We start from the raw sequence: 16369 nt of genomic DNA on the forward strand, positions 1-16369 counted from the left end.
CTACTCGGTGACCGGCCGCCCGACCATCGCGGGGTTTTCCGTGGCGCAGATGATCTGGTATCTCGTCATAACGGAGAGCATCATCACCGGAAGGGTCCGCTACTGGCGCAAGATGGACGAGGAGGTCCGGTCCGGACAGATCGCGTACTCCCTCAACAAGCCCGTGAACTATCTCATCTTCCACTATGCGGCCTTCCTCGGGGAGTCCGTAGTCAAGGTCGGAGCCAACCTTCTTGTTGGGGGCGCGGCGGCCCTTCTCATGGTAGGACCCATCAGCGTGCCGCTGGAGGCCGTGCCGTTCGTGACCGCGTCCGTGCTGCTGGGCCTCACCGTGGATTACATCACGACAGCGGCCATCGGCCTTCTGGCCTTCTGGGTCGAGGATACTGCCCCGTTCGGGCTCATTTACAACTGCCTCGCGCTGATCCTGGGCGGGACCCTCCTGCCTCTCGACCTCTTTCCGGCAGCGTTGCGCATGGTGGCCGCGGCGCTGCCGATGAACCAGGTGGTCTACGCGCCAGCCAGGATGTTTGCTGACTTCGCAAGCTCGCAGCCGTTTACCATCCTGATGCGCCAGGTCGCCTGGGTCGCCGTGACGGGCTGCGTGCTGTCCTGCGTATTCCGCCTTGGAAGGAGGCGCCTCGATGTCAACGGCGGATAAGGTGGACAAAGGGGACAACCGCGATCGCCCCGCTGGCGTCGAACGGGCCACCAAGGGCGCATCTGGCACTGCGGCCGAACCTGCAAAGGCGGGCCTCTCCGCAGACATGCAGCTCATAGCCGCGTATGCTCGACTCAACCTCCAGGCTGCCATGGAGTACAGAGCGAGCTTCATCTCGCAGGTCTTCGGGATGTTCCTGAACGACGGCATCTGGCTTGCGTTCTGGTGGTTGTACTTCACGAAGTTCCCGGTGCTCGGGTCGTGGCAGCGCGAGGATGTGGTGGTGCTGTGGGCAGTGCTGGCCACGTCCTTCGGCGTGGCCACGGGGCTGTTCGGAAACGCGCTGAGCCTTTCGGGCATCATCCTCGGGGGCGACCTCGATTACTACCTGGTGCTCCCCAGGGACGTGCTTCTACACACCCTCGTAAGCCGCATGAGCACGTCAGCATGGGGCGACGTCGCCTTCGGCATCCTGGTCTTCCTGGCTTTCGGCGGCGCCACCCCGGGCCGTCTCGCCCTTTACGTGCTGTCGGTGCTCATCGTCGCCGTCTTCTTCGTCAGCTTCTTCGTGCTCGTGAATTCGCTTGCGTTCTTCATCGGAAGCTCCCAGGGGCTCTCGGAGCAGCTTCAGATGACGCTCGTCCACTTTGCGTCCTACCCAACCACGATCTTCCAGGGTGCCGCGAGGGTGGTCCTCTTCACGTTGATCCCGGCTGGGTTCATCAGTTCGGTTCCGGTGCACGTCCTGCGCCGTTTCCACCCGGGCTTCTTCGCGGCGCTCGTCGCCGCGACCCTGGTCCTGGCGGTCGCCGCGCGCGCCGTCTTCAACTGGGGTCTCCGCCGCTACGAATCCGGGAACCTCGTGACCGTGAGAATGTAAGTGTCAGTTAAGACACCGGGGCAGAGCAGCGGGAGGCCGCCGGGGCGAGGCCGCAAGTGGTAGGCGACTCACTCGCCATAGGTAACCAAGTCCGAAACTATGGTAAGGTGACAGCTCTTCGCGAGCTGTACTCACCGGGGTGCCCCCGCGCCGTCAGGTGCAGGCGTATCTTTCAATCTGGGGGTTGGGTAGCTATAAGACGCAACATGACGTGCCACTGTCGGAGCAGAGGTGGTGGAACCAGCATACCAAAATGGTTGCATGCACCTGACTTCCTGCGCTCGTGACCCTGTACTCACCCTTGACAGCCGGAATAAGGCGTGGAATAATGGTACCGAAACCGTAATACCGTAATGCCGGTGAAGCCTGTCAATGCCACGGTTGTCCACAGTTTTCCAGGGAGGCGAGCAAGGCTGCCAGACCGTCGTGATACCGGCCTATAGCACCGTCTGGCTTGCGCAGCGACATGAGCGAGTACACAGAAAGGCTGGAAGTCCGCTTGCGTCCGGGCACATATCGGTTGCTGAGGGAACAGGCGTATGTCCGGGGCGTGTCAATGGGCCAGCTCGTCCGGGAAGCGCTGGAGAGACAGTATGGAACGGAAGGCCGTGCGGTCGACCCGGAGAAGCAGCGAGCCATGGAAAAGCTCTTTGAGCTTGAGGCCCCGGTGGCCGACTGGCTCGAGATGAAGCGCGAGATCGAGAAGGGGCGTGTCGGGGAATGACAGCGCCAGTCTTTATCGATACGAACGTGCCGATGTACGCAGCCGGGCGTCCCCATCCCTGCCGCGAGGCAGCCCGCGACACCATCCGGGGGATCGTTAGTGGGCACATCGATGCTGTCACCGACTCCGAGGTGCTCCAGGAAATCCTGTACCGCTACTTCGCCATCGGCGAGAAAGCCACGGGGCTTGCGGTGTTCGATTCCTTTGCTGCGATAATGAAAGACAGGGTGTTGCCAGTAACAGAGGCAGACGTGATGCTTGCGAGGCAGTTCGCGGGCTCATCTAATAATAACCTGAGCCCGCGGGATCTCATTCACCTCGCTGTCATGAAAAGCCACAGCATAACCCGAATAATCACCGCAGACGCTGCGTTTGACACGGTGGAGTGGGTGCAGCGGTCCGACTTGCGGGCGGTGGCGAAGTAGTCGGGCAGCGCGCCGGCGTCGCGGCATCGCCAACGCTCGAACGTTGCGGACGCAACCGGGAGCATAGGAGAATCGCGGGCGAACCTGGGCTGTTGCCTGGCTTGATCCAACACCTACCTTGGCTCCATACCTCGCGCCCCGCCAGCGGCGGTGCAACCGCAGTCCCCCGCCACTGCAGGTCCTCCGCGTCCTCCAGCCCGAGCAGGAATCAGAAGTGGCCTACCGAATAACCCTACAACGGGAGAGGAAGCACGCCCGGATCGAGGCGGAGCACGCCCGGGGTGCCGACCCTGAGGGTCCGGACGAGTACCAGGACGTGCCCGGCTTCTGCAAGTGGGCAACTATCGAGGAGATTCGCAGGCACGGCTGCGTGCTCACCCCAGGCCGCTATGTCAGCGGGGAGGTACGGGAGGACGATGGCGAGCCGTTCGAGGAGAAGATGCGGCGGCTCGTGGCCCACCTGCGTGAACGGACCGCGCAGGCGCGAACGCTGGGCGAGGCCATCGCCCGCATCCTCGCCCACCTGGGGTTTTGAAGGAGGAGCCATGACGCCTGAAGTCTTGCGCAATCTGATCGCGGGTGGCGAGACCCTGGACGTGGAGTTCAAGGGTGAAGAGAGGGCTCCCCTCTCAGACCACGACTTGGTTGAAGCAGTGGCGTGCCTAGCCAGCCGTCCCAGCTCGCAGGCCGCCTGGTTGTTGATCGGAGTCGAAGACGACGGCCGCATCACGGGTGCGCGCCCGCGCCACGAAGCCGGACGCACGGATACGGCCCGGCGCAAAGGCCGCCTACGTGCGGCAGCACGGCTTCGAACCCCTGCAGCAAGAGCAGATGCTGCTGCAATACGTAGCAAAGCACGGCCGGATCACTCGCAGGGAGGCGGCAGAGCTGTGCCGGTTGTCGCCAGATCAAGCCTATCGGCTACTCACGCGGCTGACCGAAGAAGGGCAGCTCGCACGACACGGAACCAAGAAAGGAGCCTGGTATGAGCGCCGCGTATAGGATAACCGCGCGCTGTTATTGCATTACCGCGCGCAAATATAGCCGCGATGCTTGCTCCCGCAGTGGGCCGACGCCGCGCGGCTAGATGAAGCGCTCGCTCGAAATCTGGAAGAGCTGAGGTATGGCGGGTGGAATGCTTTCCGAGGCCTATCAGGAACTGTTCGAAGACTTGAAGCAGCGCATACGCACCGCGAGGGTCCGCGTCGCGCTGATGGTCAAGCGCGAACTCGTGCCCCTCCATTGGCAGATCGGGCAAGCAATCCTGCAGCATCAGGCAAAGGAAGGCTGGGGCACAAGAGTCATCGACCGATTCGCCGAGGACCTGCGCCAAGAGTTCCCCGACATGACCCTGGCCGCGCCCCAATCCGAATTGGCACAGTACATCCTTAAAGACCCCTACAACCTCGGCTTCCTAACCACAGACGACGCCGTCGAACGCGACCTACACAAAGGATTGCTGGAGCACCTGAAGAATTTCATGCTCGAATTGGGTGCAGGCTTCGCCTTCGTCGGCGGCAATTATCATCTGAAGATCGGCGGCGAAGACTTCTACGTCGACCTCTTGTTCTACCACGCGTGAAGCTCCGCTGCTTTGTGCTGGTCGAGCTGAAGACGACCGAATTCAAACCCGAATACGTAGGCAAGCTGGACTTCTACCTCTCCGCGGCGGACGACCTGCTGAGTCATCCACAGGACAACGCCACCCTTGGCATTTTGCTGTGCAAGACCAGAAGCCGCGTCATTGTGGAGTACGCCCTGCGCGATGTGCACAAACTGACGAGCGTGACTGAATACGAGCTCGCCAAAGCCCTGCCCGAACACCTCAAGAGCAGCCTGCTCACGGCGGAGCAATCGGAAATGGACCTGAAGGCGATGGAGGCAGGCGATTTTGGGGTAGTCGCGCAGCTCGCTGACGTCGCCGACGCTCCAAAGTTGCGGACGCAACCGGGAGCACCGCGGGATTGGGGGCGGACCTAACACTACTTTGCACATGGGCAGCCAAACGCCATTTTGCGTGGCCTTGCGCCCGGCCGCCCCACGTTTGAAGGGTCCGGATAGCAGTTTGGGCAGCGGGACTGCCAGGAGTTGCATATGTAACAAAGTAGAAAGTAGTACTAGGCGGTTGACTAGCTTGGTCCAACACCTACCTCGGCTCCGCGCCCGGCGCCCCACCAGGAGCAGCGCAACCGCGGTCCCCCACTGCGGGTCACCCGCGACTTCCAGGTCCGGCAGGAATTAGCAACACTTCAGCGAATAATGCCCCAGGAAGAAGACTGGTTCGTGTTTGATCCGACCGCTCTTTCCCAGTACAACCAGCAATCCAGAGCGAGGGGGCCTATGCCAAGAGCAAAGAAGAACTCGAGCCACCCAAACGGTACCGCTACGGTCGGCTACGAGGCGGAGCTTTCGCGCATGGCCAACGCCCTGCGCGGCAGCATGGACGCGGCGGAGTACAAGCACGTCGTGCTCGGCCTCATCTTCCTTAAGTACATCTCCGACGCCTTCGAAGAGCAGCGCGCCCGCCTCGAGGCCGAGCGTGCTGAGAGCGCCGACCCCGAGGACCCGGACGAGTACCGGGCGGTCAACATCTTCTGGGTGCCACCCGAGGCGCGCTGGGTGTACCTCAAAGCGCGGGCGAAGCAACCCACGATCGGACAACTGGTGGACGACGCGATGCGCGCCATCGAACGCAACAAACCCGTGCTCAAGGGCGTGCTGCCCAAGGAGTATGCCCGCCCGGCGCTCGACAAGCGGCGGCTCGGCCAGCTCATCGACCTCGTGAGCAACATCCAGGTGGGCGACGCGGAGAGCCGTTCCAAGGATGTCCTCGGTCGGGTCTACGAATGCTTCCTCGCCCAGTTTGCCAGTGCCGAGGGCAAGAAGGGCGGCGAGTTCTACACGCCCCGCTGCGTCGTCCGCCTCTTGGTCGAGATGCTCGAACCCTACAAGGGGCGCGTCTACGACCCCTGTTGCGGATCCTCCGGCATGTTCGTCCAGTCGGTTGAGTTCATCGAAGCCCACGCCACTGGTAACGGCAACGGTGGCGGAGCCCGCGGGGACATCAGCATCTACGGCCAGGAGCTGAACTACACGACGTGGCGCCTGGCAAAAATGAACCTGGCCATCCGCGGCATTGAAGGCCAGATCGCGCAGGGCGACACCTTCCACAACGACCACTTCCCCGACCTCAAGGCCGACTTTATCCTGGCAAACCGGCCCTTCAACATGGGCGACTGTTGCGGGGAGCTTCTGCGCGAGGACAAGCGTTGGAAGTACGGCTCGCCGTCACTAGAAAGTATGCGACGTATGCGACCTTTTTGGAGGAAGGTTTGACATGGAAAATGGCCAACTCACCTGGATCACGAATTTCATCTGGGGTATCGCCGACGACGTACTGCGCGATCTTTATGTGCGCGGCAAGTACCGCGATGTCATTCTCCCGATGACCGTTATCCGCCGACTGGATGCGGTGCTGGAGCCCACCAAGCAGGCGGTGCTCGATATGAAGGTCTCACTAGACAAGGCGGGCATCGCGAATCAGGATGCCGCCCTGCGTAAGGCGGCCGGACAGGCGTTTTACAACACCTCGAAGTTCACCCTGCGCGACCTCAAGGCGTGTGCCAGCCGCCAGCAACTGGAGGCGGATTTTCGCGCCTACCTCGATGGCTTCTCACCCAACGTGCAGGAGATCATCGATAACTTCGAGTTCCGCAACCAAATCCCCCGCCTGGCCAAAGCCGACGCCCTGGGCACGCTCATCGAGAAGTTCCTCGACCCGTCCATCAACCTAAGTCCTTACCCTGTGTTCAACAGCGACGGCACCGTCCGGCTGCCCGGCCTCGACAATCATGCCATGGGCACCATCTTCGAGGAGCTGGTGCGCCGCTTCAACGAGGAAAACAACGAAGAAGCCGGCGAGCACTGGACCCCGCGCGACGCCGTGAGGCTGATGGCCCGCCTGATCTTTGAGCCGATCGCCGACCAGATCGAATCCGGCACCTACCTGCTCTACGACGGTGCCTGCGGCACCGGCGGAATGCTCACGGTGGCCGAGGAAACCCTGTTGCAGCTGGCGAGAGAACGCGGCAAACAGATCTCGGTGCATCTTTTCGGCCAAGAGATCAACGCCGAAACCTACGCCATCTGCAAAGCTGACCTGCTGCTCAAGGGCGAGGGCGACGCCGCCGACAACATCGTCGGCGGTCCCGAGCACTCGACGCTCTCCAACGACGCTTTCCCCGACCGCGAGTTCGACTTCATGCTCTCTAACCCGCCCTATGGGAAGAGCTGGAAGAACGACCTCGAGCGCATGGGCGGCAAGACTGACATCAAGGATCCTCGCTTTGTCGTGCAGCACCGTGGCGAGGAGCTGTCGCTCATCACCCGCTCGAACGACGGACAAATGCTGTTCCTGGTAAACATGCTCTCCAAAATGAAGCACGACACCCGGCTCGGCAGTCGCATCGCCGAGGTGCACAACGGCTCGTCGCTGTTTACGGGGGACGCCGGCCAGGGCGAGAGCAACATTCGTCGCTGGATCATCGAGAATGACTGGCTCGAGGCCATCGTCGCCTTGCCTCTCAACATGTTCTACAACACCGACATCGCCACGTACGTCTGGGTGCTAACGAACAGGAAGCCCGAGCACCGCAAAGGCCGCGTGCAGCTCATCGACGCCACGCAGTGGTACAAGCCCCTGCGCAAGAACCTGGGCAAGAAGAACTGCGAGCTGTCCGAAGAGGACATCCGTCGCATTGTTGATACCTTCCTCAAATTCGAGGAGACCGAAGAGTCCAAGGTCTTCCCCAACGCCGCCTTCGGCTACTGGAAGGTGACGGTGGAGCGCCCCCTGCGCTTGAAAGGTATCGACCCCGAGCGCGCCTACACTCCCAAGGAGATCAAAGCGCTTCGGGAAACGGCCGAGCGTGCCGACGATGCACCTCCGGTCATCAAGAAAATTCACAAGCCTGGCACGGCGCCTGATCCTTTACGCGGGCTTTTTGATGTTGTCATCGGTGGCAAGCCGCGTGTGGTGGAATACGAGCCTGACATGGAGCTTCGCGACAGCGAGCAGATCCCGTTCCTCGAGTGCCAGGCCTGCCAGGAACCTGGCTACCTGCCGAGCCCGGAAGACCAGCGCACGGCCATCGGGACCTTCCTGCGCCGCGAAGTGCTGCCCTATGCGCCCGACGCCTGGTACGACCCGGCAAGCGTCAAGGTCGGCTACGGGGTCAGCTTCAACCGCTACTTCTACAAGCCAAAGGCCCTGCGGCCGCTGGAGCAGATCCGGCGGGATCTGCTGGCGGTGGAGAAAGAGGCGGAGGGGTTGTTGGAGGAAATCATCGGTGGGAGCCTCGGAACCAAGGGACTTGAGAAGGTCATTTGGAGGTCGGGCAAGTGATGGGTGGTGCTCTCAGCTCAATCACCTGTTACTCCGGGAGTGACGGCAACGTCTCCTGGTGTGGATGCCGTATCGACGATGCCGAGCGCTTCGCAAAATACCTGCACGAGGTTGTGAGGCCTCGGGTGTCCGACTCGGACTTGGGATTCGAGGCTGACTTACGGGCTCTGGCCACCACGGGCATGGCGACTGAGTTTGTCGAGCGCTTACTACGTGCAGTTCCTGAGTTAGAAGGTTGGGAGATCGGTGAAGCCTTAGCCGAATGCATCCTCAAGACTGACTCTGGACTTGATATTCATTGGCCATGGAACACAGTTCGAGACCGGCGTACGCCTCGAGCTAGCCTGCCGGGAGCCGATCTCGTGGGATTCTGTAAATACAACGATGTGGTGTTGCTCGTATTCGGTGAGGTAAAAACATCGTCGGATCGAAATACGCCACCAAATGTAATGAACGGCGGCAGCGGGATGGCGTGGCAGCTCGAAAACTGTGCGACTCTCCTGGATATCCGGCGGACGCTACTTCAGTGGCTCCACGCCCGTTGCACGAGCGAGCCCTTTCGGACTTTATATGAGCAGGCGGTCGGGCGTTTCCTCGCATCCGAGGGCAAGGAGTTGCTGATCGTCGGGGTACTCCTTCGTGATACGACGCCCAACGAGGACGACCTCCAACGCCGCGGGAAGTGGCTCTCGCAGAAACTCCTTGAGCCGACCAAAACCAAACTTTTTGCATGGTACCTGCCGGTCTCCATCTCTGATTGGTCAAAACTATTGCAGGAGGAGGAGCCATGAACGGCGGTTCGTGGATACTTGACTCGATTGGCGCTGACAAAATGCGCGAGGCTCACGAAGAAACGGCCCGCCGCCGGCTCGCACTGGCGCTCGGTGTCAAGGCCCACACGGGCCTCTCCGACGGGAAGCTTCGCTTCATCTCGGATGCTCTGGAATTGCGTGTTTTTGACCTGTTGGAATCGGATGACACGGCCGCGCTGCGTGCGGCCGGGGCTGAGGCGTTCCAGGTGGCGAGGGCGCTGCCGCTTCCAGACAAGCCGCTACAGAAGGCGTCTGAATTGGTCCGCATCGGTTGTCTGGGGGTGCTGGGCGATCGGAACCCTGATGTTCGGAGGTTGCTATCAACATTTAATCCGCAATCCCTTTACCACGATTCGGCCAACTGGGGTGATGAAGTCAGCGCAACGGTCTTTGATATCTGGATCAGGCTTCTGCGCAAACAAGGTTGGGAGGATCTCGACGGCGTGCAGTCAGGCGTTGCGAAGCTTCGAGCAAAGCAGCGCGAACGAGAGTCTGAGTTCCTTGAGGAGGCTGAGCGCCGAAAGGACGCACGTCCTGCCTGGGAGCTGATGTCGCAGTACCACCTTGCAAAGGCAGCGGAAATCTTGGGCACCTATCTCTGCCAGGGCTCGGTCGAAGGGCATTACGACGTTCGCCAGCAGCTTGAGGCTCAGTTCGATCGCGCCATCACAACGGCGGCGAACGGCCAGTTGATGGAGCGCGAGACGTTTGCCCGCCTGCTGGCTCGCACTGCCCGGGCTATGGTTGACAACAGTATTTGGACCGTCACGCGTGCTGTGAACAGCCGAGTGACAAAGTTTGTACAATCAGTCGTCTCACGCGACCGCAAACAGCCGATTTTTGAAATGCTACCACCTCAGCGGCGCACGCTTCGCGAAGAGGGCCTTTTGGGCTCCGGGCATCGCTCTGTTGTCGTCAGCCTGCCCACATCAAGTGGCAAGACGTTTATTGCAGAGTTCCGGATCCTGCAGGCACTTAACCAGTTCGACTACGAGCGGGGCTGGGTGGCCTACCTTGCGCCAACGAGAGCGCTGGTGAATCAGCTTACGATTCGCCTCCGTCGTGATTTTTCACCGATGGGCGTGATTGTTGAAAAAGTCAGCCCCGCCCTAGAGGTTGACGGAATTGAAGCGGACATGCTTACCGACAGGGACAAGGGACGACAGTTCCGCATTCTCGTTACAACGCCTGAGAAGCTCGATCTATTGGTGCGTGGAGGATGGGAGGAAAAGATTGGGCGGCCTCTGACGCTGGTTGTAGTGGACGAGGCTCATGGACTTGCGTCACAAGCCCGAGGCCTCAAGCTGGAACTTTTACTGGCCACTATCAACAGGGAATGCCGATACGCGCAATTTCTACTTCTCACGCCGTTCATCCCCAACGCTCAGGACATTGCCCGCTGGCTGTCGCCCGACAGCAACAAGAGCATCGAGTTAGGCATCGAGTGGAGTCCGAACGACCGCGTCGTCGCCATTGCTCGTCCTGTGCGAAGTGAGAAGCAAGGTGGCTTCGGGATTCGGCTCGAAACACAGCACACGACCCGAAACACATTGAGCATACCTGAGACGCTGGAGCTTGGGGACGAAAGGCCCCTTGGTTTGTCTTGGTCCGATGTGTCTGGCTCGCCAGGGAAGCTTGCTGCCGCGACCGCGCAGGTTTTGCAGCGTCGTGGGACGGTGATCGTGCTCGTCGACACGCCTCGGAACAGTTGGGGTGTGGCCAATGCGTTCAAGGTCGCTGAGAACCGGGTAACGGATGCTGACCCGGACCTTGCCCACATCCGGCAGTTCCTTGCTGACGAGATGGGCCAGGACTTCCCGCTCATCTCCTTGCTCGAGTTTGGCATCGGCGTCCACCACGCCGGACTCTCCGAGGATACCCGTACACTCGTCGAGTGGCTCACCGAGCAAGGCAAGCTGAGAGTGCTCGTCGCTACGACAACCATTGCCCAGGGGGTGAACTTCCCTGTATCAGGCGTAGTGTTCGCAAGTCATCAGTATCCGTATCCGTATCCGCCGCATAGGCAGGAAATGCCGCCCGAGGATTTCTGGAATATCGCGGGACGAGCTGGGCGTGTGGACCAGGAAGATATCGGGATCATCGTGCTCGCCGGAAATAACGACGCAAAGACAGAGCAGCTCAAAGAGTTTATCGGTCGTTCTGTTGGAGCGCTCAATTCGACACTCATTGAGATGGTGCAGCAGGTCGCCGAGAGCGGGAGCCTTCTGCAACTCCAGACGTTAGCTTGGCAGCCTGGCTGGTCATCGTTCCTGCAGTACTTAGCGCACACGTACCGTCAGATTGGAAACCATGAACGCTTCGCTGCAGAGGTGGAGCAGGTGCTGCGCGGAACCCTGGGTTTCCAGGCGCTACGCAAGAGTCACAAGGGCTGGGCGGACAAGCTGGTTCAGGGCGTCTACAACTACGCCGAACGCATCAAGGGTAAGCAGTTGAACCTCGTCGACGCGACGGGCTTCTCGTGGGAGTCGGTCGCCTACACCCTTGTCCGCCTGAACCAGGCGCGCGTGACGAGCGAGGTCTGGACCCCTGACCTGTTCACCACGCGCCGCGATGATCTGCGGCGAATGATGGGTATCCTTCTCGAGGTTCCGGAGCTCCGCGAACAACTCAAGGAGGTGACAGGTGGACCCAGGCCCGATGGCGACACCCTCGCGCGCATCATCTGCGATTGGGTGCAGGGTCGCCCGCTTACCGAGATGGCGACCGGATATTTCACGAGGGAGGGCGGTGAAAAAGGCGCTGGCACCGACCCGATTGATGCCATGACTCGGTGCTGCCAAAGCATATTCGGCCGCCTGACGCAGACTGCATCATGGGGTCTTGCCGCGTTGCAGTCGCTTACGCTGGGTGATTCGCTTGAGACCATGACGGAGGAAGAGCGGAAAGCTCTGAGAAACCTGCCGGCACGTGTGTACTACGGAGTGAACTCCGATGAAGCGCTGGCCCTACGGTTACTGGGCGTTCCGCGCATGGCCGCGGCCCCGCTCGCGCGAGCGCTTGGCATTAGGGGCTCCGAACCCCTCAACGAAATACGGGCGAGGCTTCGCGCCTCAAATATCGACACATGGCAAGCGGCACTAGGGGAGCGCGGTAAGAGCTACCATCGCATCTGGTCGATCATCGAGGGGCAGTCATGATCACCAACCTCAAACCCTATCCAGCCGACACACACTCCAGCATGCCTGTGCCGCGGACCCGGCAGGCAGGCGCCTGGTACGACCCGGCCAGCGTCAAGATCGGCTGCGAGATATCAACTTCAACCGGTACTTCTACAAGCCAAAGGCCCTGCGGTCGCTGGAAGGAATCCGCGCGGATCTTCTGGCAGTGCAGAAGGAAGCGGAAGGGTTGTTGGAGGAGATTTTGGGAGGAGCACACCATGAACGAGGGGTTGAAATTTGCGCGTTTTATATTGGTGCTGAGCAGTATAGCACCTCTGTTTATTCTTTGGGCAATACAGGGTAACTCATTGATTCCTGATGATTTGTTCACTGGCTTATGTATGATGATGGTAATTATACCCAACGCCTTTCTTTGGTTGCGGATACAAACCGCGAAGAAGCTTGGAGAGAAAAGGGAGTTGGTTACCGGACGGGCTGAAGACCACCGTGACCATCTGCTCGTGTAGCTCTTTGCAATGCTACTTCCGTTTTATACAGCTAATTTTAGTTCGTGGAGAGATTTTGCTGCTGCTATGACAGCACTCTGAGTTATTGTCTTTCTTTTTTGGCATTTAAACCTGCATTACATGAATATTCTGTTTGCCAGCCTTGGGTTTCGGGTGTTCACGGTGTATCCACCTGTAGGCCGTAGCAATCTCAGCGGGAGCCAGAGTTGGGTGCTGATTACCCGGCGCGTTCATGTTTCGGAAGGAGAAAGGATAATTGCTTACCGAATCAGTGACACGGTACATTTGGAGGAGCAGAGATGACTTTGGATTTTGACTTAAGCGACCTTCGAACAGTCGAGTTTGGTGTAGGCCGCGACATGAATGCAGAACGAGCATTCCACTGTATTCCTGTGGATGTGAGTGTGCAGGACGCTCTTCGAGAGATGGCAGAAGCAACGTGGCAGGTATTGTCCACAATGGAACCTGCGCGTTATGAACCAGGCGAAAAGTATGCAAGCCAAGAGTATCTTGTTCTCCCGCTTATGGATAACCTGGCAGCCTCTATGCGTGAGTTACACGAGGCAAATAACCTTCCACTAGACACTAACGCCCTTAGCGATCCATCGTTAGTATTTTGTTACTTCGCAAGGTTTACCGATACGCGAGGTAGGCGATTGACGGCTTTGCGCCGGGCAACTCAGTTCAAGGGTGTTCTCAGAAAACCACTGATCCGCCTGGTCACGGATGTCTTGAAGATTATCGAAGACAAGGTATTCAAGCTGGATGCAGATTTCGACCTGCTCATCGACAGCGTACATATACATATATTGAGGCCAGCAGCTTTTGAGTTCGCATGCCAGCTGCAGCAGGCGGTGATGGACGCGGTACCAAGAAACCTCGCCTCACTGCAAAAAATCCCAGTTTCATAGATTTTAGTACTATTCAAACCTACGCCGCCAGCCATGTACGGGCAGCTCGTTACTTAGCGTCAATCTTAGCGACACAGGAAACGCAAAACATCAGCATAGAAAACCTGAAAGAGGCTTGTTTGCGCACCGGGGTCCAAGTGTTCGATGAAGGTGGAATGCTACGCGTAGACGAGCGACATATTATCGGGTTCTTAGAAGTACTAGATCGCCGACGCTATGAACTAGAACTAATCGACGGGCAACCCGAAAAGTTTCGAGCACAGAGCCGACAACGTATCCAGAGAGGGAACGGAGAGCAAGTATGATTCAACACCTCAAACCCTACCCCGCCTACAAAGACTCCGGCGTGCCGTGGCTCGGCCAGGTGCCGGAGCATTGGGAGGCGCGGCGGCTAAAACGAATCGCGCGGCTCAACCCTAGCAAGTCAGAAGTTCCGTTAGCAATGCGAAATGATCCCGCCGTGTTCCTACCAATGGAACGCGTGGGATCGGACGGACGATTCGATGCATCGGAGGTACAGCCCATCTCCGCGTTATGGAACGGGTTTACCTACTTTCGGCGCGGCGACGTTATCGTCGCGAAAATCACACCGTGCTTTGAGAACGGGAAAGGCGCTTGTCTCCAGAATCTACCGACGAGCGTCGGGTTTGGTTCGACGGAGTTTCACGTGATCAGACCCTCAGCAGCGGTGACCGCACCTTACCTTTATCGCGTTACTACCCTTTCGGAGTTTCGCCGGCTTGGTGCCGACGAGATGACGGGGGCGGCGGGACAACAACGTGTGCCAGTAGAGTTCATAGCCAACTTCCTAATACCACTCCCACCCCTCGCCGAACAAACCGCCATCGTCCGCTTTCTCGATTACATGGACCGGCGGATTCGGCGGTACATTCGAGCCAAGCAGAAACTGGTCAAACTGCTGGAGGAGTACAAGCAGACCCTCATCCACCAGGCCGTCACCGGCCAGATCGACGTCCGTACGGGTAAGCCCTACCCTGCCTACAAAGACTCCGGCGTGCCGTGGCTCGGCCAGGTACCGGAGCATTGGGATGTGCGGCGGATCAAGACCATCGCTCGAATTCGCTACGGCCTTGGGCAGCCGCCGAAAGAAATGGACGGTGGTATCCCGATGCTCAGAGCAACGAACATAAACAGGGGGACAATCTGTGAGAAGGACTTACTCCATGTTGATCCATCAGATGTTCCGTCGAACAGAGGTGCTTTTCTGCACGCTGGGGAGATTATTGTTGTGAGAAGCGGCGCCTTCACGGCAGATTCCGCAATAGTGCCCGAAGCCTACGATGGTGCCGTAGCCGGATACGACATGGTGGTGACTGCTCTCAAGGTTTCGCCACGCTTTCTCGCGGCAGTCTTGCTAACGCCATATGTGCGCGATGATCAATTGACCGTCGCTAGCATGAGATCGGCGCAACCGCATCTAAATGCCGAAGAGCTCGGAGCTGCCCTCGTCGCCCTTCCTCCCCTCCCCGAACAATCCGCCATCGTGGAGTACCTCGACGCCCAGACTGCCAAGATCGACGCCGCCATTGCCGCTTCTCGCCGCGAAATCGAACTTCTGCGCGAATGCCGCACCCGCCTCATCGCCGATGTGGTCACCGGCAAGGTGGATGTGCGCGAGGTCGCGGCACGGTTGCCGGAGGAGCCGGCTGAGGAGGAAGATGAGTTGGAGGACACAGAGGAGACAGCGGAAGGTGAGGCGGCAGATAATGAGGCCGCCGCAGAAACTTTCTCTGAGGAGGAAGTTGAACCATGAAACCAACCGACACCAGCGAAGCCGGGCTCGAAACTCTGATCTGCCGGGCGCTGACTGGCAGCGACTGCGTCCCCCGACCTGCCGGCACTCCGGCGTTCGTTGCCGAGACGCCGGCACCCTACGGCGGTGTGGGTTGGCTCCCCGGCGATCCGGCCGATTACGACCGGGAGTACTGCGTCGATCTGGTTCAGCTTACGGCCTTTCTGCGTTCGACGCAACCGGAGGTTGCCGAAGCGCTCGATCTGGATAACGACAGCCCCACGCGGCGCAAGTTTCTGGCGCGTCTTCAGGGCGAGGTGAGCAAGCGCGGAGTAGTGGATGTGCTGAGAGGCGGCATCCAGCACGGGCCTTACCGCATTGAGCTCTTCTACGGCACGCCTTCCTCCGGAAACGAGCAAGCGCGGGCGCTCTATGAGCAGAACCGCTTCACCGTCACGCGCCAGCTCCGCTACAGCCGCGACGAGACGCAGCGATCGCTGGACCTGGTGCTCTTCATTAACGGCCTGCCGGTCTTCACCTTCGAGCTCAAAAACCACCTCACCAAACAGACGGTGCATGACGCCATCGAGCAGTACAGGCGCGACCGCAACCCGCGCGAAAAGCTCTTCGAGCTGGGCCGCTGCGTGGCGCACTTCGCGGTTGACGACAACGAGGTGTGGTTCTGCACCCACCTTCAGGGCAAGGCGTCGTGGTTTCTGCCTTTCAACAAGGGATGGAACGACGGCGCGGGCAATCCTCCCAACCCGCAGGGGCTCAAGACCGATTACCTGTGGCGGGAGATACTCACCCGCGAGAGCCTGACCGACATCCTCGGAAACTACGCTCAACTCGTTGAGGAGAAAGACCTCAAGACCGGCAAGAAACGGCGACGGCAGATCTTCCCCCGCTATCACCAACTCGACGTGGTGCGCAAACTTTTGGCGCACGCGGCTGCACACGGCGTGGGCCGGCGGTATCTCATCCAGCATTCCGCCGGCAGCGGCAAGTCCAACTCCATCGCCTGGCTGGCCCACCAGCTGATCGGTCTCGCGAGGGACGGCAGGCCTGTTTTCGATTCCATTATCGTGGTGACCGACCGGCGCATCCTGGACCAGCAGATCCGGGACACGGTCAAGCAGTTTGCCCAGGTGAG

General features: G+C 59.7%; 10 protein-coding genes and 5 pseudogenes. All 15 read left to right on the forward strand.

The genetic code is table 11. The annotated features are described in order from the left end of the window. A partial coding sequence (locus tag GX515_09710; GenBank protein ID HHY33271.1) for a hypothetical protein occupies positions 1–661 on the forward strand: 661 nt, incomplete at its 5' end. Next, positions 645–1541, forward strand: coding sequence for a hypothetical protein (locus GX515_09715; GenBank protein HHY33272.1), 897 nt, complete (start codon positions 645–647; stop codon positions 1539–1541). The genes GX515_09710 and GX515_09715, both read left to right, overlap by 17 nt. Positions 1542–2007: 466 nt before the next feature. Then, positions 2008–2265 carry a hypothetical protein gene (locus GX515_09720; protein HHY33273.1) on the forward strand — a complete coding sequence of 86 codons (258 nt, stop codon included), beginning with the start codon at positions 2008–2010 and terminating at the stop codon, positions 2263–2265. Next, positions 2262–2690, forward strand: a complete 429-nt coding sequence (locus tag GX515_09725; protein ID HHY33274.1) for a type II toxin-antitoxin system VapC family toxin — start codon at positions 2262–2264, stop codon at positions 2688–2690. Before GX515_09720 ends, GX515_09725 begins: the two co-directional genes overlap by 4 nt. A 304-nt stretch (positions 2691–2994) precedes the next feature. After that, positions 2995–3225: pseudogene (locus GX515_09730) on the forward strand (SAM-dependent DNA methyltransferase). A 296-nt stretch (positions 3226–3521) separates the two neighbouring features. Continuing rightward, a complete protein-coding gene (locus tag GX515_09735) occupies positions 3522–3692 on the forward strand; it encodes a winged helix-turn-helix transcriptional regulator (protein ID HHY33275.1) in 171 nt (56 codons plus the stop codon). 121 nt (positions 3693–3813) lie between these two features. Then, positions 3814–4670, forward strand: a pseudogene (locus GX515_09740) (DUF1016 domain-containing protein). Between the two features lie 360 nt (positions 4671–5030). Further along, a pseudogene (locus GX515_09745) lies at positions 5031–5984 on the forward strand (SAM-dependent DNA methyltransferase). Positions 5985–6027: 43 nt separating this feature from the next. Continuing rightward, positions 6028–8094 (forward strand): SAM-dependent DNA methyltransferase, encoded by a 2067-nt coding sequence (locus tag GX515_09750; protein HHY33276.1) that lies wholly within the window; start codon positions 6028–6030, stop codon positions 8092–8094. Continuing rightward, on the forward strand, positions 8091–8885 hold the full coding sequence (locus tag GX515_09755; GenBank protein HHY33277.1) for a hypothetical protein: 795 nt from the start codon (positions 8091–8093) through the stop codon (positions 8883–8885). The genes GX515_09750 and GX515_09755 overlap by 4 nt, the downstream gene beginning before the upstream one ends. Then, positions 8882–12064 carry a DEAD/DEAH box helicase gene (locus GX515_09760; protein HHY33278.1) on the forward strand — a complete coding sequence of 1061 codons (3183 nt, stop codon included), beginning with the start codon at positions 8882–8884 and terminating at the stop codon, positions 12062–12064. Before GX515_09755 ends, GX515_09760 begins: the two co-directional genes overlap by 4 nt. 239 nt (positions 12065–12303) lie before the next feature. Next, positions 12304–12855: pseudogene (locus GX515_09765) on the forward strand (hypothetical protein). Further along, positions 12852–13768: pseudogene (locus tag GX515_09770) on the forward strand (DUF4868 domain-containing protein). Before GX515_09765 ends, GX515_09770 begins: the two co-directional pseudogenes overlap by 4 nt. Continuing rightward, on the forward strand, positions 13765–15237 hold the full coding sequence (locus GX515_09775; GenBank protein ID HHY33279.1) for a hypothetical protein: 1473 nt from the start codon (positions 13765–13767) through the stop codon (positions 15235–15237). The pseudogene GX515_09770 and the gene GX515_09775 overlap by 4 nt, the downstream one beginning before the upstream one ends. Further along, positions 15234–16369 (forward strand): type I restriction endonuclease subunit R (locus GX515_09780; protein HHY33280.1); only part of this gene is annotated, 1136 nt, incomplete at its 3' end. The genes GX515_09775 and GX515_09780, both read left to right, overlap by 4 nt.

Source organism: Bacillota bacterium, from assembly GCA_012842395.1.
Classification (GTDB): domain Bacteria; phylum Bacillota; class SHA-98; order UBA4971; family UBA4971; genus UBA6256.